20 protein-coding genes are annotated in these 20802 nt (G+C 73.4%); 12 read left to right on the top strand and 8 right to left on the bottom strand.

Features of this window, described 5'->3' with window-relative positions:
• Positions 1–193 precede the first annotated feature (193 nt).
• A complete protein-coding gene (locus C503_RS49010) occupies positions 194–874 on the top strand; it encodes a GAF domain-containing protein (RefSeq protein WP_425393550.1) in 681 nt (226 codons plus the stop codon).
• 11 nt (positions 875–885) lie between these two features.
• Positions 886–1863, top strand: a complete 978-nt coding sequence (locus C503_RS49005; RefSeq protein WP_425393549.1) for a GAF domain-containing sensor histidine kinase — start codon at positions 886–888, stop codon at positions 1861–1863.
• Positions 1864–1917: 54 nt separating this feature from the next.
• On the opposite strand, the gene ppsA is transcribed toward C503_RS49005, so the two are convergent.
• The 3 genes from ppsA to C503_RS0134705 form a co-directional block, all read right to left on the bottom strand.
• Positions 1918–4134, bottom strand: coding sequence for a phosphoenolpyruvate synthase (gene ppsA / locus C503_RS0134715; protein ID WP_245572661.1), 2217 nt, complete (start codon positions 4132–4134; stop codon positions 1918–1920).
• Between the two features lie 40 nt (positions 4135–4174).
• Positions 4175–4765 carry a DoxX family membrane protein gene (locus tag C503_RS42025; RefSeq protein ID WP_084477476.1) on the bottom strand — a complete coding sequence of 197 codons (591 nt, stop codon included), beginning with the start codon at positions 4763–4765 and terminating at the stop codon, positions 4175–4177.
• A 181-nt stretch (positions 4766–4946) separates the two neighbouring features.
• The gene (locus C503_RS0134705; protein WP_018686822.1) at positions 4947–5960 is read right to left on the bottom strand and encodes an Acg family FMN-binding oxidoreductase; all 1014 of its coding nucleotides are present in this window, start codon (positions 5958–5960) and stop codon (positions 4947–4949) included.
• Positions 5961–6241: 281 nt separating this feature from the next.
• Here C503_RS0134705 and C503_RS0134700 point away from each other — a divergent pair, with 281 nt between their 5' ends.
• From C503_RS0134700 to C503_RS0134655, 10 genes are all read left to right on the top strand, one after another.
• Entirely contained in the window at positions 6242–7216 is a 975-nt protein-coding gene (locus C503_RS0134700) for a lactate/malate family dehydrogenase (RefSeq protein ID WP_018686821.1), read from the top strand.
• A gap of 237 nt (positions 7217–7453) precedes the next feature.
• Positions 7454–7900 (top strand): universal stress protein, encoded by a 447-nt coding sequence (locus C503_RS0134695; RefSeq protein ID WP_018686820.1) that lies wholly within the window; start codon positions 7454–7456, stop codon positions 7898–7900.
• A gap of 19 nt (positions 7901–7919) precedes the next feature.
• Positions 7920–8588, top strand: coding sequence for a glycosyltransferase family 87 protein (locus C503_RS42790; protein ID WP_018686819.1), 669 nt, complete (start codon positions 7920–7922; stop codon positions 8586–8588).
• 72 nt (positions 8589–8660) lie between these two features.
• Positions 8661–9353: a hypothetical protein gene (locus C503_RS0134685; RefSeq protein ID WP_018686818.1), complete on the top strand. Its 693-nt coding sequence runs from the start codon at positions 8661–8663 to the stop codon at positions 9351–9353.
• Positions 9354–9685: 332 nt separating this feature from the next.
• On the top strand, positions 9686–10120 hold the full coding sequence (locus C503_RS0134680) for a DUF2267 domain-containing protein (RefSeq protein WP_018686817.1): 435 nt from the start codon (positions 9686–9688) through the stop codon (positions 10118–10120).
• A gap of 124 nt (positions 10121–10244) precedes the next feature.
• Positions 10245–11423 carry a hypothetical protein gene (locus C503_RS43905; protein WP_018686816.1) on the top strand — a complete coding sequence of 393 codons (1179 nt, stop codon included), beginning with the start codon at positions 10245–10247 and terminating at the stop codon, positions 11421–11423.
• 58 nt (positions 11424–11481) lie between these two features.
• Positions 11482–11967, top strand: a complete 486-nt coding sequence (locus tag C503_RS0134670; protein WP_018686815.1) for a hypothetical protein — start codon at positions 11482–11484, stop codon at positions 11965–11967.
• A gap of 191 nt (positions 11968–12158) precedes the next feature.
• On the top strand, positions 12159–13568 hold the full coding sequence (locus tag C503_RS0134665) for a DUF4389 domain-containing protein (RefSeq protein WP_018686814.1): 1410 nt from the start codon (positions 12159–12161) through the stop codon (positions 13566–13568).
• A 178-nt stretch (positions 13569–13746) separates the two neighbouring features.
• On the top strand, positions 13747–13998 hold the full coding sequence (locus C503_RS0134660; protein WP_026317007.1) for a DUF1918 domain-containing protein: 252 nt from the start codon (positions 13747–13749) through the stop codon (positions 13996–13998).
• Between the two features lie 69 nt (positions 13999–14067).
• Complete coding sequence (locus tag C503_RS0134655) at positions 14068–16617, top strand: cation-translocating P-type ATPase (RefSeq protein ID WP_211222512.1); 2550 nt, start codon at positions 14068–14070, stop codon at positions 16615–16617.
• A 32-nt stretch (positions 16618–16649) separates the two neighbouring features.
• On the opposite strand, the gene C503_RS0134650 is transcribed toward C503_RS0134655, so the two are convergent.
• The 5 genes from C503_RS0134650 to C503_RS45290 all read right to left on the bottom strand — a co-directional run.
• Positions 16650–17999 (bottom strand): HAMP domain-containing sensor histidine kinase, encoded by a 1350-nt coding sequence (locus C503_RS0134650; RefSeq protein WP_018686811.1) that lies wholly within the window; start codon positions 17997–17999, stop codon positions 16650–16652.
• Positions 17996–18676 (bottom strand): response regulator transcription factor, encoded by a 681-nt coding sequence (locus C503_RS0134645; RefSeq protein WP_018686810.1) that lies wholly within the window; start codon positions 18674–18676, stop codon positions 17996–17998. Before C503_RS0134645 ends, C503_RS0134650 begins: the two co-directional genes overlap by 4 nt.
• Before the next feature lie 35 nt (positions 18677–18711).
• On the bottom strand, positions 18712–19269 hold the full coding sequence (locus C503_RS0134640) for a DUF2231 domain-containing protein (RefSeq protein WP_018686809.1): 558 nt from the start codon (positions 19267–19269) through the stop codon (positions 18712–18714).
• A 232-nt stretch (positions 19270–19501) separates the two neighbouring features.
• Positions 19502–19930 carry a lamin tail domain-containing protein gene (locus tag C503_RS0134635; protein ID WP_245572660.1) on the bottom strand — a complete coding sequence of 143 codons (429 nt, stop codon included), beginning with the start codon at positions 19928–19930 and terminating at the stop codon, positions 19502–19504.
• Between the two features lie 467 nt (positions 19931–20397).
• Positions 20398–20802: transposase family protein (locus C503_RS45290; protein ID WP_245572659.1), on the bottom strand; the 405-nt coding region annotated here is incomplete at its 5' end.

The following is a 20802-nucleotide window of genomic DNA, read 5'->3' as shown; positions in this document are numbered from 1 at the left end:
GGTGCGAGCGCACGGGAGGAGCGTGGTCAGACCGAACTGGCTCGGCCCGGTCAACGCCTGCCCCGGCGGCAGGCTTGACGCGCCCTTCGCTGCGAAGCCGCTCGGTTGGGGTGATCTCCCGACCGGAGACTTCCGGCACAACCGCGAAACGTGAAACTCTGCTCCCGCCAGCACCTACCGCGTGGGAGCCGCCATGGAACGCACCGCCAAGGCGACCGACCTGATCTCCGGTCTTCGGCTGGACGAGTTGCTACGGGAGCTGCATGAACGTCTCGGCGAGCTCCTGCACGCCCGCGACAGCCTCCAAGGTTTGCTGGACGCGGTGATGGCGGTCGGGGCGGGTCTGGAACTGGACTCGACGCTGCAGCGCATCGTGCGGGCCGCGGTCGGGCTGGTGGACGCCCGCTACGGCGCGCTCGGCGTGCTCGGCGACGGGGGCCTGTCCCGGTTCGTGCACGAGGGCATCGACGCCGAGACCCGTTCGCACATGGGCCGCCTGCCCGAGGGACGGGGCCTGCTCGGTCTGTTGATCGAGCACCCGGAGCCGATCCGGTTGCTCGACCTGACCCGGCACCCGGCCTCGGTCGGGTTCCCGCGCAACCATTCCCCGATGGGCAGCTTCCTCGGCGTGCCCGTGCGCGTCCGGGGCGAGGTGTTCGGCAACCTCTACCTGACCGAGAAGCGCGGCGGCCCGTTCACCGCCGACGATGAGGCCGTGGTGCAGGCGCTGGCGGCGGCCGCGGGCGTGGCGATCGAGAACGCGCGGCTCTTCGAGCGGTCGCTGGATCGCGAGCGGTGGCTGACGGCCGCGGGGGAGGTGAACACGCAGCTGCTCGCGGGCGCGTCGCAGGGGGAGACGCTGGATCTGATCTGATCGCGCGGCGGGTGCTGGAGCTGACGGCGGCGGACTGCGCGTTGATCCTCCTGTTCGACGACCGGACCCGGGACCTGCTGCGCGTCGGCGCGGCCGACGGCTCGGTCGGCGAACTGCTCTCGGCTGAGGAGGTCGGCGCGTTCGCCCCTCTGGTGGAGGCCGTGCTGGCCGCCGAGGAACCCCGGCAGGTCGAGGACCTCAGCGCGGAACTGAGCTGCGGGGCGCTCGGACCCGCAGTGGTGGCGCCGTTGCGCACGGCCGGTGGTGTGCTGCTGGCGGCCAAGGAGAAAGGCGGTCGTTCGTTCCCGGCAGGCACGGTGCCGATGCTGGCCTCGTTCGCGGGCCAGGCGGCGGTTGCGCTGGAGCTGGCGGAGAAACAGCGGTCGCAGCGGCTGTTGGCCGTGCTGGCCGACCGGGACCGCATCGCCCAGGACATGCACGACCACGTGATCCAGCGGCTCTACGCGACGGGCATGGGCCTGCAGGGCACGCTGCGGCGCATCGACGACCCGGAGGCCCGCCGACGGGTGCACCAAGCGGTGGAGCACCTGGACCGGACCGTGCGCGAGATCCGCACCTCGATCTTCGACCTGCAGGCGGCGGAGGACTCGGGCAGCCTGCGCAGGCGCATGCTGGACGCGATCGCCGAGATCGGCGGGGACACCGCCCGCACCCCGGCGGTCACCATGTCCGGCGCCATCGACACACTCGTGCCCGACCACCTCGGCGAGCACGCCCTGGCCGTCCTGCGCGAGGCACTGAGCAACGCCGTCCGCCATGCCCGGGCCACCGACATCACCGTGACCGTCGCCGCGAGCGACCGCCTGTCGGTCGAGGTCCGCGACAATGGCGTGGGTGTCGGCGAACCGGCGCATCGCAGCGGCCTGGACAACATGGCCCGGCGCGCCGAGCAGGGCCACGGTCGGTGCGAAGTGGACAGTGCGCCGGGGATGGGCACGACCGTCCGCTGGTCGGTCCCGCTCGGCTGAGGCCGCGGTGTCGGGCACCGGGTGGGTGGCCCACCGGTGCCCGACACCGCCGCGTCAACGTGCGGTCGCCAGCAGCAGGCGTCGTTCGGCGGCGCCGATGGCGGCGCGGGCGGCGGGGACCGCGCCGGGGTCGACCGAGATCGAGGTGATGCCCAGGCGCACCAGGTGCTCGGTGTAGTCCGGGCGTTCGGTGGGGGCCTGTCCGCACAGCGACGAGGTGATCCCGGCCGTGCGGCAGGCGCCGACGATCCGGGCGATGACGTCCAGCACGGCCGGGTCGGCCTCGTCGAACACCTCCGCGCACACCGCCGAGTCGCGGTCGACGCCGAGCACGAGCTGGGTCAGGTCGTTGCTGCCGATCGACACCCCGTCCACGCCCAGTCCGGCATACTCGGGGATCCAGTAGGCCGAGGACGGCACCTCCGCCATCACCCAGCGCAGCAGGCCGCGTTGGGCGCCCAGGGGGCTCACGTCGATCAGGTGCAGACAGGCCTCCAGCTCCCACTTGGTGCGCACGAACGGCAGCATCAGATGCAGGCTCGGATAGTGCTCGCGCACCCGGGCCAGGGCCCGCAGCTCCAGGGCGAACAGCTCCGGGTCGCGCACGTACCGGTGGCAGCCGCGGAAGCCGATCATCGGATTGCGTTCCTCCGGCTCGAACTCCACTCCGCCGGACAGGCCGCGGAACTCGTTGGTGCGGAAGTCCGTCGCCCGGTAGACCACCGGGCGGCCGCCGAACGCCGAGGCGATGGCGGTCAGCGGGCCGACCATCGCGGTGACGAACTCGTCCGGGCCGTGCTCGGCCAGGAACCGCCGGGGGTGGGTGGCACGCAGCGCGTCGGTGAGCATCAGCTCCGCGCGCAGCAGCCCGACACCGTCGACCGGCAGTGCCGCGGCGGCCCGTGCGCTGTCGGGCATGGCCAGGTTGACGTAGAGCCGCGTGCCGAGCGCCTCGGTCGCGACAGGCACGGTGGGCACCGGTTCGCGGACAGTGGTGGGCGTGCTCGTCCGCCGCGGCCGACCCGAGGTCACCATGCCGGTGGTGCCGTCCACGGTGACCGGTTCGCCGTCGCACAGCTTCGCGGTCGCCTCCCGGGTGCCCACGACGCACGGCACGCCCAGCTCGCGGGTGACGATCGCGGCGTGGCAGGTGAGTCCGCCCTCGTCGGTGACCACCGCCGCGGCCCGGCGCAGCAGCGGCACCCAGTCCGGGTCGGTCATCGGCGCAACCAGCACGTCTCCGTCGGCGAAACCGGACTGGTCGGACGGGTCGCGCCGGATCCGCGCGGTCCCGCTTGCCTCGCCGGGGGACGCGGCCAGCCCGGTCAGCCGCGCACCGGGCGGGCGGGGGACGAGCGTGGTGATCGGGCGCGACTGCACCAGCCACGTGCGGTCCTCGGCGATCGCCCACTCGATGTCCTGCTCGGCGCCGTAGTGGTCGCGGACCCGACAGCCCAGCCGGGCCAGCGCGATCGCCTCCGCGTCGGTGAGCACCCGGCGGGCGCCCTGGGCAGGCGGCAGCTCCACGCGGACGTCGCCGCCGTCCGGGCCGCGCACGACCATCTCCCGCTGGTGCCCGATCCGGGTGCGCAGCACCCGCAGGTCCGCCTTGCCCAGCACGTAGGTGTCCGGTTCCACGGTCCCGCCGACGACGACCTCGCCGAGGCCGAACGCGGCCTCGATCACCACCCGGTCGGTGTCCCCGGTGACCGGGTCGGCGGTGAACATCACCCCCGAGCGCTCCGACGGCACCATCCGCTGCACCACCACGGCGATCGCCGGTTCCCCCGGCACGCCGCGCTCGGCGCGGTAGGCAAGCGAACGTGCGCCGAACAGCGACGCCCAGCAGTCCGTGACGGCCTCCAGCAGCTCGTCCTCGCCCTCGATGTTGGTGCGGGTCTCGTTCATCCCCGCGAACGACGCGTCCGCGGCGTCCTCCGAGGTGGCCGACGACCGCGCCGCGACCACCGCGCCCGCGCCGAGTGCCCGATAGGCCGCGCGCACCTCGACGGCCACCTCCGGTGCGATTCCCGCCTCGCGGACCTGCTCGCGCAGCTTCTCGGGATCACCGCCCAGCACCCCGTCGCGCAGGGCGGCGCGGACCCCGCCGAGGTCCATCGACCGCCGGTAGGACTCGGCGGTGACCACGAACCCGTCGGGCACCGGGAAGCCCGCCGCGATCAGCTCACCGAGGTTGGCGCCCTTGCCCCCGACGGTGTCCGCGTCCGTGGCCCGCACCCGGGCCAGATCCATGATCAGCTCGTCCATCATGTTCTCCACCGAAGCCTCCGTGTCCGGTCGTGGTCGCGGCTCACCGCAGCCAGGGGGCGCGGCGAACCAGGTCGAGGCTCGCCCACCACCTGCCCAGGCCCCAGCGGTCGCCCGCGGCCGTCGCGGCGAGTACCACCAGGAGCACGGCGTAGACGACGTGGTAGTCGAGCAGCGGGTTGGTGGACCGGGTCAGCGCGCCGTGGTCGGTGTGCCGGGCGGGCGGCCATTCCGCGATCCACATCATGGCCAGCATCAGCACCCCGCCGACCGCCGCCACCCGCAGGCCGATGCCCAGCAGCAGGGCCAGGCCGATGCCCAGCAGGCCGACCATGAACAGCCAGTCGGCGAACGGGTTTCCCGCCCACGACCGCAGGGTCGCGGTGAAGGGGCCGTGGTCGAGCGCGCCGAGGAACCCCCGGGTCGGGGAGCCGCCGTCGATCCAGCCTTTGCCGGACGGGGTCGAGTAGCCGAGACCGAAGGTCTTGTCCAGGAACGCCCACAGGAACACCCCGGCCATCACCAGCCGGGCGACGGCGAGCGAGCACGCGCCCCGGGCGGGCGCGGGCTGACCGGCGCGCGGAACCGGGGGAGCGGTAGGAACGGGAGTGGTACTGAGGGATCGGGTGGTCATGTCGTCCTCCTTTGTGGTGGTCGGTGACTCGGGGGACCGGTTCGTCGACCGGGCCCGGTCTCGAACCGGATTCGGGACGTGTCCGGTGCCCAAGGTCCCGCCCGGCCGGGTCCGCACGTGCTGTCGAACTGTCCTTTTGGGACCTCGGGGCTACTGCCGCCGGAACCTGCGTGGGCACCCGTCACGGTCGGGGTGGTGCCATGCCGGGCAGGTAGGCGAACACGTCGGCCAGCGGCCTGCGCGGACTGCGCGGCACCGGCTCGGCCGAGGTCGGCGCATACCCGACCCGCACGACCAGCTGGGCGTGGCCCGCGCCGTCGAGGAACCGGTCGCGGATCTCGGCGCGGTAGCGGGGCACCTCCAGCGGCTGGGACATCGGGCAGGTGGCCAGGCCGAGCTCGGTGGCGGTCAACAGGACCGCGCTCGTGGCCTGCCCGGCGCGCAGCCGCGCGGGCGTGTCGTCGTCGGCGGTGCCGAGCACGAGGAGGACCGACGCGTCCTCCTCGGCCGCCCCCGTCGGTGACGGCGCCAGCGAGCCGGATGGGAACACGCGCATCGGCACGCCCTCGACGTCGATCGTGCGTACCGGTATGCCCCCTGCGGGCACCCCTTCCTCGGCGCTGCGGGCCCGGCCGGTCCAGGCCACGAGTTCGGCCGCGTAGGCGTGGTCGGTCTCCTGCTGCCGCGCCGCCGCCGCCGCGGCGCGGGCGAACCGGTGCCGTTCGACGGCATCGGTGATCGGCACGGCGACGACACCGAACGCCGCGGCCCGCCGGATGATCAGGTCCAGGTGCGCGACGGACACCGGCCAGGACGAGTAGGCCCGCCGGTCCGTGCGGCGCCGGTTCACCGCGGTGACCAGGGTGATGTCCTCGACCTCTGGCTCGTGGGGGTGCGTCTCGACCGCGGCCAGGTGCGCGGGCTCCGCATGGTTGGGCAGCAGGTGCGGCACCGCGCGCCTGCCCAGCGCGGCGAACGCGACCTCCAGGTGGTGCAGCGCGGCACCGCAGCTGATCAGCAGGTCGCGCCCATCGGGATCGGTGGCGGGCACCCGGCGCTCCGGGTCCGCCATCAGGTGCACCGAGCGGTCGCCCACCAGCCAGCGCCACGGCTGGGTGTTGTGCACCGACGGCGCCCGGCACGCCAGGGCGAGCGCGTCCAGCACGGTCTTGTGATCCGGCAGGCTCCGGGACATGTCCGGTCCTCCTCTCCTCGGTGGTCCGTCTCCACGGTCGCCCGTGCCACCGCCATCGGAACAGGGACCAACAGGCCCTGCGGGCAGGGACCGAAGGCGCGGTCGGGATCCGATCACGCCGCCCCCGAAGTCCTCTGTGGATGAGTACGCCCGCGTGATGCCCGGCCCGGTAGCCGGTCGCCGTGGCCTCGCCTCCGGTCGGCTGGCCCCGGTCATCAGGCCCTGGTCGGCACGACCGTTGCGCACTGGAGCGGGAGCGCGGTGGTCGACAGACTCGGTCCGTGATCCCACACCGGACCGTGCGCGGTTCCAAGATCGCTGTCGTCGGCGCGGGAGCGGTGGGTTCCACGCTCGCCTATGCCTGCCAGATCAGGGGAACCGCCGCCACCATCGCCCTGTACGACACCGACACCGCCAAGCTGCGGGCGCAGGTCCTGGACCTGCGCCACGGCGGTATGTTCACCCCCGCCGTGGAGATCGTCGGCGCCGACGACGTGGCGGTGTGCGCGGACGCCGACGTGGTGGTGATCACCGCGGGCGTCCGGCAACGGGTGGGGGAGAACCGGCTGGCCCTCGCCGAGCGCAACGTGCGGATGTGCCGGACGCTCGTGCCCGACCTCTGCGCGGTCGCTCCCGAGGCGGTGTTCGTCGTGGTGACCAACCCGGTGGACGTGGTCACCCAGGCGGTCCTGGCGGCGAGCGGGCTGCCCGCGTGTCGGGTGCTCGGCTCGGGCACGGCACTCGACTCCTCCCGACTGCGGTCGTTGATCGCCGCGCGGGCGGGCGTCGGCGTGCCCAGCGTGTGCGCCTACATCATCGGCGAGCACGGCGACAGCGCCGTGCCCCTGTGGTCCGGCGCGTTCATCGGCTCGGTCCCGGTGACCGACTGGGTCGCCGACGGGCGCCCGGTGTTCGACGAGGCGGCCCGCGCCGAGATCACCACCGCGGTGACCGGCGCGGCGTACGAGGTGATCGCGGGCAAGGGCGCCACCAACTACGCGGTCGGCCTGGCGGTCACCGGTGTCCTGGAGGCCATTCTCGGCGACCAGCGGCTGATCCTGCCGGTGAGCGCCCGGGTCGACGACTTCCACGGCATCGGCGGCGTCTGCCTCTCGCTGCCGAGGGTGGTCGACCGGGCGGGCGCGGGGCCGCTGGAACCGGTCACCCCGGATCCGGCCGAACTGGTCGCGCTGCGCCGGTGCGCCGAGGTGATCGGCGATGCCTGCCGGGCCGTCGGAGTGCGGGTGCCCGCGTGAGCGCGCCGAACCGGGCAGGTCGGCACCCGAGTCGAGTGGATGGTCCGGACGGCACCGTGGGACGGGGACCTCCGCCGCTGTCGACACCGGTCATCGCCGACCACGCTGAAGGCGGGACAAGCCGGAGCGTGCAGCGGTCGGAGGACAGTCGGGCGCGTCGGGGTCACCGGCGGGCCGGACATGTCGTCGCGATCGGCACCCCCGCTGCCCATCGGGTGACAATGGAAGGAGATCGCCATGTCCGAGCCCGTGACCGGACGGGATGGCAGGCGCAAGCGCTTCGTGGTGGGGTTCGACGGGTCCCATCGCAGTGCCGTGGCGCTGCGCTGGGCGTTGGCCGCGGCCGACGCCCAGGGCGCCAAGGTGGTGGTGGTCGAAGTGACCGCGCCGGAGACCGAGTTCGTGCCCGCGACGTCCATGTCGCCGCAGCCCTACGGTGGTCCGCCGCGCAGACGACCCTTGCCGGACCCGGCCGGGTTGGCGGGCGAGCACGCGCATGTGCCGTTGTCGGTCGAGCACGTGGAGGGCCGTACCGGCCGCGCGTTGGCCGCCGCGGCGGCGGGCGCGGACCTGGTGGTGATCGGGGCGCACCACTCGTGCGCGCACCTGGCCTCCGGGATGGGCGCGTTCGCCGCGGACTGCCTGCGGTACGCCACCTGCCCGGTGGTGATCGTGCCCGAATGAGCCGCACGGCGGGGCACCGATGCCGTACGGCACCCTGCCCTGCTCGTATCCGCCGTTCTCCCTGTTGCCGTTCGGGTTCGTGCTGGCCTGGTACCCGTTGGGCGCGTTCGTGTTCACCGCGGGCAGCGCTGCGGCGATGTTCCACATCCTCCTGCTGGTGCTCGGTCGGCTGCGGCAAGCGCCACCTCACCGGGTGCTCGTCGCGGCGGTGGGCACGGTCTGCGCGATGGAGCTCCAACCGCTGCTTGGCGACCTGTTCTGGGGGCAGGTCAACGTCTTCCTGCTGTGGCTCGTCGCCGTGGACTGCCTGCACCGTGACCCGCGCTGGCCGCGTGGGCTGTTGGTCGGGGTCGTCGCGGCGATCAAGCTTACCCCGCTGGTCTTCGTACTGTTCTTCCTGCTGGGCAGGCAGGTTCGCCCGGCATCGGTCGCGGTGGCGGGGTTCGCCGCGGGTACCGGGATCGGCTGGCTCGCCGCCCCGCACGACTCACTCGTCTACTGGACCCGGGCGGGTTCGGGGTTGTCGTCGGCGTGGCCATGGCGTGCTCCCGTCCGCTCGTGTCGTCGCACAGGAAGCACAACGCGTGCCCCTCCCGCCGGGCAGGGCCGGATCTCCCCGGCAGGCGTCGACGAACCGTTCCGGCGAACCGGGTCCTTGGTCCCGGTGAGTCCGATATGGACTCGGTAGACCGGGGGCGGTGCGGCAAAACCGATGTTCCCGCCGCTGGGCTTGCCGTGGGCTGGGGTGAGCGGTGAGTCCATGACGACCGGGGCGCGGTGGGACCGGTTCGGCGACCTGACGCGGATGTCGCCGTTGCCGGGGGGCTACTACAGCCAGGCGTGGGCGATCAACAGCGACGGGGGCGCCGTCGGCGATTCCGGCGAACCACTGCGCGCGGTGCGCTGGGACGCGGCAGGTGAACCGACCGAGCTACCGGGTCTGCCCGGGGGCCTGTGGAGCAGTGCCGGTGATGTCGACGACTCCGGTGTGGCGGTCGGGCAGGTGGGCGCGATCGACGGGTCGCACCACGCGGTGCGATGGGATCGTGAAGGCCGTATGACGGAGTTGCCCACCTTGCCCGGCGCCGAGGGCGCCGCCGCCCTGGGCATCGGCGATGACGGGACGGTCGTCGGACGGGCGATCTTCGCCGACGGGGAGGTCGGTGTGGTGTGGGATCGCCGCGGGAACATCGCCGTGCTTCCCGCCCTGCCCGGAAGCGCGCACAGCTATCCGTCGGCCGTCAACGGCCGCGGCATCGTGGTGGGCGGGGACGGACATCGAGCCGTGCTGTGGGGTCGCGACGGACAGCCGTCCGGCCTCGACGCGCCGGGGAAGGGGATCGAGACCACGGCCAACGGGCTCGATGATCGCGGAGTCGTCGTGGGTCAGGCGATCATGGCCGCGGGCAACAGCCACGCGGTGGTCTGGCGACCACATTCGCATCGGGGTTGACGGCGGTCGATCCTTCTCCCGCGAAGAGAACGTGGTGATTCCCCACTACGGGTGATGGGCGACCGGTACCCGGACGGGGATGGTGCGGCAGGGATTCCCGGCCACCACCGGAAGAGGTCAGGCGAGGCGGATCACGGTCGCGCCTGTCGACCGGTGGTACATCGACCGGCCCGCTCTCGTCCACCGGCGCGTGGGCCCCGATGCCCGGGCGGACCTGGTCATCACGGTATCGAAGGCCCCTGTCCGACAAGGCTTTCCGCACTGTCGACGCCTACCCGGCAGGCGGATTGTCGGAGCGGTAAGGACACCACGCTGGAGATCGGGCTGGAACCATGTCACGACAGAGAACCCATGTCTTCGACAATGCCGCGCACACCGCTCGCCAGTGGCTGTGCGAGGTCGCCGAGCGATTCCCCACCGCGGACGAGGACTTCGCCTACCGGGCGTTGCGCTCGTGGCTGCACCTGGTGCGTGACCAGTTGGCGCCGGAGAGCACGGCACATCTGGCCGCACAGTTGCCCGAGCTGCTGCGCGGAGTTTTCTACGAGGGCTGGCGTCCCGCGCACGTGCCCGCGAGCCTGGGCGCGGCGGAGTTCGCCGCTGAGTACGCCGTGCTGGCCGGGATCTCGCAGGCCGACGTGGATCGGACGGCCCCCGTGGTCACCGCCGCGCTCGCCGACCGGCTGAGCCCGGGACTGATCGACAAGATCCTCGGCCAGCTCCGACACGACGTCCGTGCGCTGATCGCGGCCCCGGATCCCGGGTGACCGACAGACCTCCGGAAGTCCCGGGGAACACGGGCCCTGCGGCGGTGGGGCGAGTGCCCGTCGAGCCGGGAGGGTGGGACGGGCGGAGTCGGCGGGAGACAGTGCGGACCGGCTGGAGGGTGGCATGTCGAAACAGCGGAAACGGTGGTGTGCGGCCGCGGCCGTCGTCGTCGTGGGTGGCTCGGCGCTCGGCGGACCGGCCGTCGCCAAGCCGGTCGAGGTGGCCGGTCCGGTACCCGTGGTGGACCTGGGCACGCTGCCGGGCGGGGCGAACAGCCTGGCCGAGGATGTCGACGACAACGGCACGGTGGTGGGCGAGTCCGACGACGCGGCCGGGATCAGCCACGCGGTGCGGTGGGATCGGCACGGCCGGATCACCGACCTGGGGGCCATCGACGGAACGGGCACGAAGGCGTTGGCGGTCAACGGGCGCGGAACCGCGACGGGCTTCCACGGCACGGCAGGCCAACCGCACGCCGTGCGCTGGGCCGCCGACGGGACGCTGTGCAGGCTGCCGGAGCTCACGCCGCCGGACAAGGGCGGGTTCAGCGTCCCCACCGCGATCGACGACACCGACACGGTGATCGGATACGCTTCCGCGCCCGACACCGGTACCCACGCCGTCCGATGGGACGCGCGGGGACGGATCACGGACCTGGGCACACTCCCCGGTGGCTGGGAGGCCGTCCCCTACGCGATGTACGGCGGGGTGGCGGTCGGTTTCTCCACCGGCGCCGACCGGAGACCGCGGGCCGTGCGATGGGACCGCGCGGGCCGGATCACCGAGCTCGACGGTCTGCCCGGTCAGCAGTCCTCCTACGCGCTCGGGATCAGCGCCGACGGCACCGCGTTCGGGTGGTCCGTGCTGAACGCCGACACCTCCCGCGCCGTCCGGTGGGACCGGGCAGGCCGAGTGGCGGAGCTGCCCTCCACACCGGATGCGGCCTACACCGAGGTGACCCACGTGTCCGCCAACGGGATCGCCGTTGGCCCGATGGTCGGGCCGGGGCGCACCCGCGTGGCCCGCTGGCGCCACGAACGGCTGGAGGTGCTCGGCGTGCTGTCGGCCGAGGAGGACATGGTGCCCTCGGACGTCAACGGCGATGGTGTCGTCGTCGGCCAGAGCAACCGGCAGGCCGGGGGACAGCGAGCCGTCCGGTGGGACCGTGCGGGCCAGGCCACCGCGCTGCCGGAGCCGCCCGACACGATCTCGGGTGCGGCAGTGGCCGTCAACGCCCCGGGGATGGCCGTCGGCTGGCGGCTCACCGCCGGGAACCGGACCCGGGCGACCGCATGGCCCTGACCGGGCCGTCGAGCACCGACGCGGGCAGAGCGACCGACACCGACCCGAGGAGGCGACGGTGGACCGGGAACCCGGGCGGACAGCCCGTGCACACGCGGTCGTACGCAGGCTGGACGCGGACTTGCCGTCCGCCCCGGTCACCGCGGCCACCCGCTACCTGGACCACGTGGCCGACGAACTGGACCGCCGCGGCGTCGGAGTGTCCCTGGTGGAGGTCGACTGCACCGGTCCGCTCGTCGGCAGGCTCGTGCTCGACCCGCCGCCCGGTGCGCCGGTGCAGGTGACGCCGCAGTGGAGCCCGATGACCGGCTGGTCGGCGGCCAGGAGACTCCCCGGGGACCGGTTGCCCACCTGGCGGCACCTCGGCGGTCCGGCGATCCCGGCTCTCTGGATCGCGGCGGACTTCCTGCGCCGCTGCCAGGCGATCGCGCCTCCCGCGCGGGTGGCCGGTTCGTCCCGGCCGGGCATCGGGTCGGGACGGACGGGCACGCCCGTCGGCACGCCGTGGATCCCGTTCGGGACGCGGTCGAAGCGGTACTCGTAGGCGTTCTCCCGCTGTGTCCGGAACAACGGCTGCTCGGTCGGGCCCGTGATCGGCCGCCTCGTCGTGACCACTGTGGACCCGCCGTACCCGGACGGACGGACCGGAGGACACGGCGTTCCGGGGACTTCCGTCGCTGTCGACCGCCCCGGGTCCGGGCCAGGCTGGGGACCGGAGCGAGCAATGGAGGGGTGATGGACGGAGGACCGGGCCAGGTTCGGGTGACCGGCGTGCTGGACGCGCCGTCGCGGTGGCTGTGGTTGGTGAAGTGGGTGTTGTTGATCCCGCATTTCCTCGCGCTGGCCACACTGTGGGTGTGTTTCGTGGTCGCCACGGTCGTCGCGTTCTTCGCGATCCTGGTGACCGGCCGTTACCCGCGCCCGTTGTTCGATTTCACCGTGGGTGTGCTGCGGTGGAGTTGGCGGGTGCACTACTACGGCTATGCGGCGCTGGGCACCGACCGGTATCCGCCGTTCACGCTGGCCGAGGTGCCGGACTACCCGGCCCGGCTGGAGATCGACTACCCGGAACGGCTCTCCCGGGGGCTGGTGCTGGTGAAGTGGTGGCTGCTGGTGTTGCCGCACTACGTCATCGTGGCCCTGCTCGCGGGTGGCGGTCTGTGGTGGGGCGGCGACAGCTCCGGATTCCATTGGGGCGCGGGTGGTCTGGTCGGCGTGCTCGCGTTGGTGGCGGGGGTGGTGCTGTTGTTCGGCGGTCGCTACCCGGTGCCGTTGCACGCCCTGCTCGTCGGTCTGGACCGATGGGTGCTGCGGGTGGCGGCCTACGCGGCGTTGCTGACCGACGAGTACCCGCCGTTCCGGCTCGACCTCGGCCCGGCCGAACAACATGCGGCCGTCCCCGACCCGCCCGCCGTCGCCGAGTCCACTTCGGACTCGCCGGACGCACGACGGCCGGGGTGGACGCCGGGGCGGGTGTGGGCCGCACTGGGCGGTGCGCTGCTCGCGCTGGTCGCGGCCGGTCTGCTCACCGGTGGTCTCGGGGTCGTGGTCGCCGACCGGACCCAACGCGATCGGGACGGTTACCTGTGCGTGCCGAGCCGGGTGTTCACCGGTGCGGGCTACGCGGTGGCCGCCGAACACATCGACCTGCCCGGCGAGGGCGCGTGGACCTGGGTCCGGCACGGCGTCGGTCCGATGTCGATCCGCGTGGACGCCGACCGCCCCGTGTTCGTCGGCGTGGCCCCCGCCGCCGATGTCGACCGGTACCTGGCCGGGGTCGCGCACACCGACATCGGGACCGGGATGCCCATGGCGACCGCCCGGGTGACGCGGACCGAGCCCGGCGGCGAGCCTGCCACCCCGCCCGGCTCGCAACGGTTCTGGACCGCGAGCAGCAGCGGCTCGGGCTCGGTGCGGCTGGTCTGGTCACCCGCACCGGGGGACTGGACCGTCGTGGTGATGAACGCCGACGCGGCACCCGGCATCGATGTGCGCGCCACGGTCGGCGTGACCGCACCGGCCCTGCCCTGGGTGGCCGCCGCGTTGTTCACCGCCGGGGCACTGGTGGTCGCCGGGGGTGCCGCACTGATCATCGGCGCGGTGCACCGAGCGGGTCCGCGGACCGGTCCGGGAGACACCGGGTGAACGCGGAGAGCGGACAGGAGAACACGATGTCCGAGTCCGCGCACGAATCGGGGGACCGGCGCGGGCGTCGCTATGCGATCGGGTTCGACGGGCGGGCCGCGCGTCGGCGGCGAGCGCGGACCTGGTGCTGATCGTCCCCGAGCAGAACTGCACCGAGGATCCACAGGAGGAGACCACCATGCGCGCACGACCCGGTGACTGGCTGCTCGACACCGACCAGGCGGGTCATGTCCGGCAGGGCCGCGTCGAGGAGGTCCGCGGACCCGACGGCGCCCCGCCATATCTGGTGCGTTGGATCGAGGACGACCACCGCGCGCTCGTCTTCCCCGGACCGCGCGCCAGCGTGCTGACCCCGGACGACCTCGACCGCCGCGACGCCGAGACCGCCGAGCGCGTGCTGCGCGCCCAGACGGAGATCACCGGCCGCTGAGTCTGTCCGACCGCACCCCGGCCCGAGGTGTCCCCACCGAACGAAGGCGAGTCACCCATGCAGGCCGACATGACCGACCACGGCGCACCGGGGCTGACCGACGACGAGGCCGCCGCGGTGCGTGCGCGGGTCGGTCCGAACACCGTCCCGCGGCCGCGCCCGCCCGCGTGGTGGGTCCGGGTGGCCGAGCAGCTGCGCGACCCGATGATCCTGCTGCTGCTCGTGGCCGCGGCCATCGCGGTGGCCATGGGCGACGCCCCGGACGCGGCCGTCGTCGGCGTGGTGGTGCTGCTGAACACGGCGGTGGGCGTGGGGCAGCAGGTACGGGCCGAGCGCGCACTGGGCGCGCTGCGGGCGCTGTCCGCGCCGACCGCGACCGTGACCCGCGGTGGCGCCACCCGGGTGCTGCCCGCTGCCGAGGTGGTCCCCGGCGACGTGCTCCGGCTGGCCGCGGGCGATGTCGTCCCAGCCGACGCCGCGGTGGTCCGGGCACACGGGTTGCAGGTGGACGAGTCGGCGCTGACCGGTGAGTCCGTCCCGGTGGACCGGCGGCGGACGGACGAGGTGGCGGCGGGCACGGTGATCACCCGTGGCCGCGGCACCGCCGTGGTCAGCCGGACCGGCGCGGACAGCGCCCTCGGCCGGATCGCGGCGCTGCTCACCGGGCAACGCCCACGACCGACCCCCTTGCAGCGCAGACTCGCCGAGCTGGGCCGCGTGCTGGCACTGGCCGCGGTCGCCCTCTCCGCGGTGGTCGCCGTCATCGGCCTGGCGCGCGGGGAACCGCTCGCCGCCATGGCGCTCACCGCGATCAGCCTCGCCGTCGCGGCCGTGCCCGAGTCGCTGCCCGCGGTGGTCACGCTCGCGCTCGCCCTCGGCGCGCACCGGATGGCCCGCCGTCGTGCCGTCGTGCGCTCGTTGCCCGCGGTGGAGACGCTGGGCTCGGTCACCGTGCTCGCGACCGACAAGACCGGCACCCTGACCGAGGGCCGGATGGTCGCCGAGCGGCTGTGGGTGCCGGGCGCGGGCGAGTTCACCGTGACCGGCCGCGGCTACGACCCGGTCGGCGAGGTGCGCCCCGGGCCGCCGCCCGAGGACCTGCTGCGCGCCATCGTGCTGTGCAACGACGCGGACCTGCGTCCACCGTCCGAACCGGACGGACCGTGGCGACCGGTCGGCGACCCCATGGAGGCGGCACTGCTGGCGCTGGCCGGGAAATGCGAGGTGGACGCCGCCGCCGTGCGTGCCCGATACCCGCGATCCGCGGAGGTTCCGTTCGACAGCGACCGCAAACGCATGACCACGGTGCACCGCGCGGGCGAGGAATGGCTTGTGCTCGGCAAGGGCGCTCCCGAGGTGCTGCTGTCGGCCGAGGAGGAGGCAGTCGCCGCGGCGGACGACCTCGCCCGCGCGGGCTACCGGGTGCTCGCCGTGACCCAGACCCGCACCCGCGGCCCGGCCCCGGACCCGCGGACCGCCGAACGCGGCGCGCGGCTGCTCGGCCTGGTCGCGATCGCCGACCCGCCGCGCGCGAGCAGCGCCGAGGTGGTGGGCACGCTGAAGCGGGCCGGGATCGACCTGGTCATGATCACCGGTGACCACCCGAGCACCGCCGCGGCGATCGCCCGCCGGGTCGGCATCACCGCCCAGGAACCCGACTGCGACGCCGGACCCGTCGGCACCGGTGGGGCGGCCGCCGACCGTGCCGCCATCGCGGTGCCCGGTTCGGCGGGCCCGGGTACCGGCGGCGCCGATGTCGGGCAGGCCGTTGCGGGGCCCGGCGCGCGGAGCCATGTGTACGCGCGTACCCGGCCGGAGCGGAAACCGGCGATCGTGCGGGCCTGGCAGGAGGCCGGGCATGTGGTGGCGATGACCGGTGACGGCGTCAACGACGCGCCTGCCCTGCGCCGCGCGGACATCGGTGTGGCCATGGGCGGTGGCACCGAGGTCGCCCGGCAGGCCGCCGACCTGGTGCTCACCGACGACGACCTGGGCACCGTGGCGGCCGCGGTGGAGGAGGGCAGGCGGATCCACGCCAACGTGCGCACGTTCCTGCGCTACGCGGTCTCCGGCGGCGCGGCCGAGGTGCTGGTGATGCTGCTCGGCCCGCTGCTGGGCCTGGCGGTGCCGTTGCTGCCCGGGCAGATCCTGTGGATCAACCTGTTGACCCACGGTCTGCCCGGCGTGGCCCTCGGTGCCGAACCAGCGGCCCCGGGCCTGATGCGGGCCCGCCCACGGCCGCCCGCCGAGTCGATCCTCGGCGCGGGCCTGTGGCACCGGATCGCCTGGACCGGCGCGCTGATCGCGGCGGCCACCCTGGGCGTCGGTCTGTGGGTCGCGCATACCGGTGGCCCCTGGCAGACCGCGGTGTTCCTCACCCTCGGGCTGGCCCAGCTCGGCACCGCGCTCGCCCTCCGCCGCCCCGGCCGCCGCCCGCGGTTCCTCGACCTCGCGGTGGCGGGCGCGCTCGCCCTGCAACTCGCTGCGTTGTTCCTGCGGCCGTTGCGGGACCTGCTGAACACCGAGCCGCTGGTCGCCGCGGACGTGGTCCCCGCGGTACTCGCCGCGGCCGTTCCCGGGATCGCGGTGCGCCTGGCGGGCCGACTCAAGCGGGGGTGAACCACATCGCCGCCGCGGTCGGCGGCCGCACGTCAGCAGGTCGGTGCGAGCCGGTCGGCGGCGATCGTGAACCCCACGATCGCGCCGCCGCCGGGCCGCGGGGCCGCGAATACCTCGCCGCCGTGGGCCAGCGCGACCTGGCGCACGATCGCCAGTCCCAGCCCCGATCCGGGCAGGGCGCGGGCGGTGTCGGCGCGGTAGAAGCGGTCGAACACGTGCGCCCGGTCGGCCTCGGCGACGCCGGGGCCGCGATCGCGCACCTCCACCCGCCCGCCGCGCACCACCATCTCGACCGGTCCGACCCGGTCGAACTTGACCGCGTTCTCCAGCAGGTTCGTCACCGCCCGGTCGAGGGCGCGGTCCCACCCGAGCACGGCCACCGGTTCGAGGCATACCAGCACCTCCCGGCCGGACCGGCGCCGGATCCGGTCGACGGCCCGCGCGGCGACCGTCGCGAGGTCCACCGACGCCGGTGACTCCACCTCGTGCGTGCGGGTGGCGAGCTCGACCAGCTCGTCGACGAGGTGGGTAAGCTCGCGGGTCTCGCCGTCGACGTCGGCGAGCAGCCGGTCCCGGGCGTCCGGCTCAAGGTCGGCGAAGCGGCGAAGCACGCTGGTGTTGGTGCGCAGGCTGGTCAGCGGGGTGCGCAGTTCGTGCGCGGCGTCCTGGACGAGCCGTTCCTGGTCGGCGCGGGCGGTGGCCAGCCTGCCGAGCATGGCGTCGAACGAGCGGGCGAGCCTGCCCACCTCGTCCCGGCCGCCGCCGGGCACCTCGACGTCGAGCCCGCCGCCGGAGCTGATCCGCTCGGCCACCTCGGTCAACCGGACCAGGCGCCGGGTGACCCGCCGGGCGATGAGCCACCCGGCGGCCGCGGCGGCCAGCAGCACCAGCACGCTGGCCAGGGTGATCCGGGTGGCCAGCGCGGACAGCACGTGCCTGGTCTCGTCGACGTCGACGGCCAGCTGCAGCGCGCCGGGACCCTGGGCGACGGTGACGACGCGGTAGTCGTCCGGTCCCACCGTCACGTCGTGGTAGACGTGGTCGCCCGGGTGGCCGTGCGCCGCGAGGACCCGTTCCGCCGGTGTGATCGGGACGGCGGCCTGCCTGCCGCCGATCCGGCGCGCGGTCCCGTCCGGCCCGATCCGCTGGGCGACCATGGGTTGCGCCTCGTCGTGGTCGTTGTCCGGGCCGGTGATCGCGGGGTTGGGCGCGAGCACGGCGGTCGCCCCTGAGGTGATTTCCGCGGCCGTGGTGAGCAGGGTGCGGTCGAGCTCCTCGTGCACCCGGTCGGAGGCGGTGCGGTAGCCGAACACGCCGACCAGCACCGCGGCCACGGCGCCGACGGCGGCGAAGGCGAGCGCGAGCCGGGCGGTCAGGTTCATCCCGACCGCGCCGTGTAGCCGACGCCGCGGACGGTGTGGATGAGTCCGGCGGCGCCCGCGTCCTCCAGCTTGCGCCGCAGGTAGCCGATGTAGACGGCGAGGTTCTTGGAGTCCGGCCCGAACTCGTAGCCCCAGATGCGCTGGTAGATGGTGGCCCGGTCGAGCACGATCCCGGCGTTGCGCACGAGCAGCTCCAGCAGGTCGAACTCGGTCTTGGACAGGACGAGCTCGGTGTCGAGCCACCACACCCGCCGGGCACCGGGGTCGACGGTCAGCCGGTCCAACAGCAGCCGCCTGCCCGGCGCGTCCGGTGCCGCCCGGCGCAGCAGCGCTCGCAGCCGGGCCAGCAGTTCGTCCAGTTCGAACGGTTTGGGCAGGTAGTCGTCCGCCCCCGCGTCGAGCCCGGCGACCCGGTCGGCCGTCTCCACCCGCGCGGTGAGCATCAGGATCGGCGTGCCGTCGCCGTCGGCCCGCAGCACCCGACACACGCCGAGCCCGTCCACCGACGGCATCATCACGTCCAGCACCAGCGCGTCGAACCGGTCCCGGCGGGCGGTGGCCAACGCCTCGACCCCGTCACCCGCACCGACGACCGCGTACCCTTCCAGCTCCAGGGCGCGGCCCAGCGACTCGCGGATCGCCCGGTCGTCGTCGGCGACCAGCACTCGGTACGGCACCGCCCCATCATGCCGCCCGGGGTCGTCGCCTGCGGTCAGTGGTCACCGCCGGGACGGCCGGGCGCGGGGGTGGAGCTGAACTGGTCCTGCCAGCTCGCGCGAGCCCCGGAGTCGCCGATGCGGTAGACCTGGTAGCAGGCCGCGCCAGCCGCCAGCACGGTGAGCACGGCCAGCACGATGGTCACGGGCTTCGACCCGGGAGCCAGCAACGTCCTGCGCGCGGCGGCGGTCGGCCCGCCATCGACCTCGGACTCCGCCGTGGCGGTGGCCGTGCTCTCCCGCTGCCGCCACCACATCACGAGGGCGAGCACCGCCACCGGGATGGCGAAGAACAACGCCGAGTCGCCCAGTTCGGTGTGCGTGCGCACCAGGTCCGTGCGGGGCACCCGCCGCTCCAACCACTCCCCGGCGTCCGTGGTGATCGGCACCAGGACCACCACGAGCACGGCCAGCAGCGCGTTCGCCCCGGCGAACTTGCGCCGTGCCGTGTCCCACACGCCGCTCAACACCAACAGCAGCGCGCTCAACGGCAACAGCACGACGATCGCGTGCACGAGCAGGATATGCGCGGGCAGACCATTGATCGTGGTCATGACATCCTCACGGGGTCGATCGGGAACCGAGGTGGATCACCTTTCCGCGACCGGGTGAGTGCCCGACGTGGTCACGGTGAGAGCGCGGTAAGAACCGTCCGGGACTCCGTCACAGACCGAGGTTTCTGTCCTCGGCCGGTCCAGGACCGCTCCATGGTGGACGAACTCCGCGGCGCGCGCATCTCCTGCCGTGGACACCTCGTTCGATCTTGCTCGGCAGCTTCCCCGACTCTCACCGAGGCAGAGGTTCGCAGCTGAAGTCACGTCGGTTGTCGTCGGTGTCGGTGCTCCCGGCGTCCCGGGTCAGCACGAGTCCCGGCATGCAGGGCCGGGCCGCCTCGGCTTCCCGGCAGGGGGATCCCGCCGCCGTCGACACCCGGTCGACGAGCACGCCCCGCCGGTCGAAGAGCCGGTACCCGTCGCCGTCGATGGCAGGCACGGAGATCCGCACCGGATCGGGCGGTTCGGCGTCGATGCCCGCGACCGCCAGGCGCTCGTCCGGGCCGAGCGAGAGGCCCGCTGGCAGCCTCGCCACGGTGACGGCGGATCGTCCGACACAGACTTTCAGGGACCAGCCGGAAAGGTCGACCTCGATGGCCGAGGCGTTGTGCAGTTCGACGTAACCGGTCGGGCCCGCGGAGAGGAGACTGTGCAGTTTCATCGCGTTCTGCCCCGGTACCGTGAGTGAGAATGCCAGCGCCAGCACTGCGGGGACGACATGCGGGTAACTCATTGCCACGGCACCCGTTCACGAAGGATCGATCGCTTGGTGGCCACGACGGAGCCTGCGTCGGATATCGATGTAGCTCTCGCGACCGTTCTCTTCGAGACTCTCGGGAACGCCCGCCCCGAACCAGTGCCCGAGGTAACTACCGAACAGTGCGGAAAGTCGATGTGCTGCCACGGTGCAGGCCTCATGCGACAGCCGGGCCGTGATCACCCCCAGGGGGCCGTGTCTGTTCAGGGCACCGTGGCGAGAGCAGCGCTGTGACCGACGCATCCACATACACAGCGTTGGCGCAGGTACGGATCCGACGTGCTGTGAGGGCCCTCGTGGCGGCACGATGGCCTTGGCCACCCGGTAGGGCACTGCTGTTGCCGTGAGGGCGTCGGGGATCATGCGGATGGTCACCGACGGCTTGTTGGTGTCGCGGAGGACGCGCCGGATCTGTTTGGCGGTGGTGTCCAGGTCTCGGGCGGTGCGGATGAAGGCGATTTCGCCGATGAGGTGGGTGTAGGTCGGCGTGGGCTGACTCGGACTGTGCGGAGGATGCGCCAGGTCTTGAGTTGGGCGTGGGCGCGGTTGGCGTCCTTCTGTGACTCGGGTTTGTTGCGGCCCTTGTATGGGGTGATCATGTGTCCGCTGGTCTTGTCGTGGCCGTGGTAGCCCTTGTCTCCCGACGTGATCAGCCCGGTGTCGCGCAGGGCGGCGAGGATGTTGCGGATCCGGGCGGCGGCGGTGTCGTGCGTGCTGCCGGGCAGGTCGCCGGACACGCACAGGATCGCCCCGTCCGGTGAGGCGACGACGTGCAG

Source organism: Actinokineospora enzanensis DSM 44649 (assembly GCF_000374445.1).
In the GTDB taxonomy this organism is placed as follows: Bacteria; Actinomycetota; Actinomycetes; order Mycobacteriales; family Pseudonocardiaceae; genus Actinokineospora; species Actinokineospora enzanensis.
The sequence above is the reverse complement of the archived record's forward strand: the minus strand, read 5'-3'. Positions and strand labels throughout refer to the sequence as shown.

Excerpts from the sequence above, each read along its gene's own strand:
- C503_RS49010 (WP_425393550.1), top strand. The coding sequence starts at position 194 with ATGGAACGCACCGCCAAGGCGACCGACCTGATCTCCGGTCTTCGGCTG.
- ppsA (WP_245572661.1), bottom strand. The coding sequence starts at position 4,134 with ATGATGGACGAGCTGATCATGGATCTGGCCCGGGTGCGGGCCACGGAC.
- C503_RS42025 (WP_084477476.1), bottom strand. The coding sequence starts at position 4,765 with ATGACCACCCGATCCCTCAGTACCACTCCCGTTCCTACCGCTCCCCCG.
- C503_RS0134705 (WP_018686822.1), bottom strand. The coding sequence starts at position 5,960 with ATGTCCCGGAGCCTGCCGGATCACAAGACCGTGCTGGACGCGCTCGCC.
- C503_RS0134695 (WP_018686820.1), top strand. The coding sequence starts at position 7,454 with ATGTCCGAGCCCGTGACCGGACGGGATGGCAGGCGCAAGCGCTTCGTG.
- C503_RS42790 (WP_018686819.1), top strand. The coding sequence starts at position 7,920 with ATGCCGTACGGCACCCTGCCCTGCTCGTATCCGCCGTTCTCCCTGTTG.
- C503_RS0134685 (WP_018686818.1), top strand. The coding sequence starts at position 8,661 with ATGACGACCGGGGCGCGGTGGGACCGGTTCGGCGACCTGACGCGGATG.
- C503_RS0134680 (WP_018686817.1), top strand. The coding sequence starts at position 9,686 with ATGTCACGACAGAGAACCCATGTCTTCGACAATGCCGCGCACACCGCT.
- C503_RS43905 (WP_018686816.1), top strand. The coding sequence starts at position 10,245 with ATGTCGAAACAGCGGAAACGGTGGTGTGCGGCCGCGGCCGTCGTCGTC.
- C503_RS0134665 (WP_018686814.1), top strand. The coding sequence starts at position 12,159 with ATGGACGGAGGACCGGGCCAGGTTCGGGTGACCGGCGTGCTGGACGCG.
- C503_RS0134660 (WP_026317007.1), top strand. The coding sequence starts at position 13,747 with ATGCGCGCACGACCCGGTGACTGGCTGCTCGACACCGACCAGGCGGGT.
- C503_RS0134655 (WP_211222512.1), top strand. The coding sequence starts at position 14,068 with ATGACCGACCACGGCGCACCGGGGCTGACCGACGACGAGGCCGCCGCG.
- C503_RS0134650 (WP_018686811.1), bottom strand. The coding sequence starts at position 17,999 with ATGAACCTGACCGCCCGGCTCGCGCTCGCCTTCGCCGCCGTCGGCGCC.
- C503_RS0134640 (WP_018686809.1), bottom strand. The coding sequence starts at position 19,269 with ATGACCACGATCAATGGTCTGCCCGCGCATATCCTGCTCGTGCACGCG.
- C503_RS0134635 (WP_245572660.1), bottom strand. The coding sequence starts at position 19,930 with ATGAAACTGCACAGTCTCCTCTCCGCGGGCCCGACCGGTTACGTCGAA.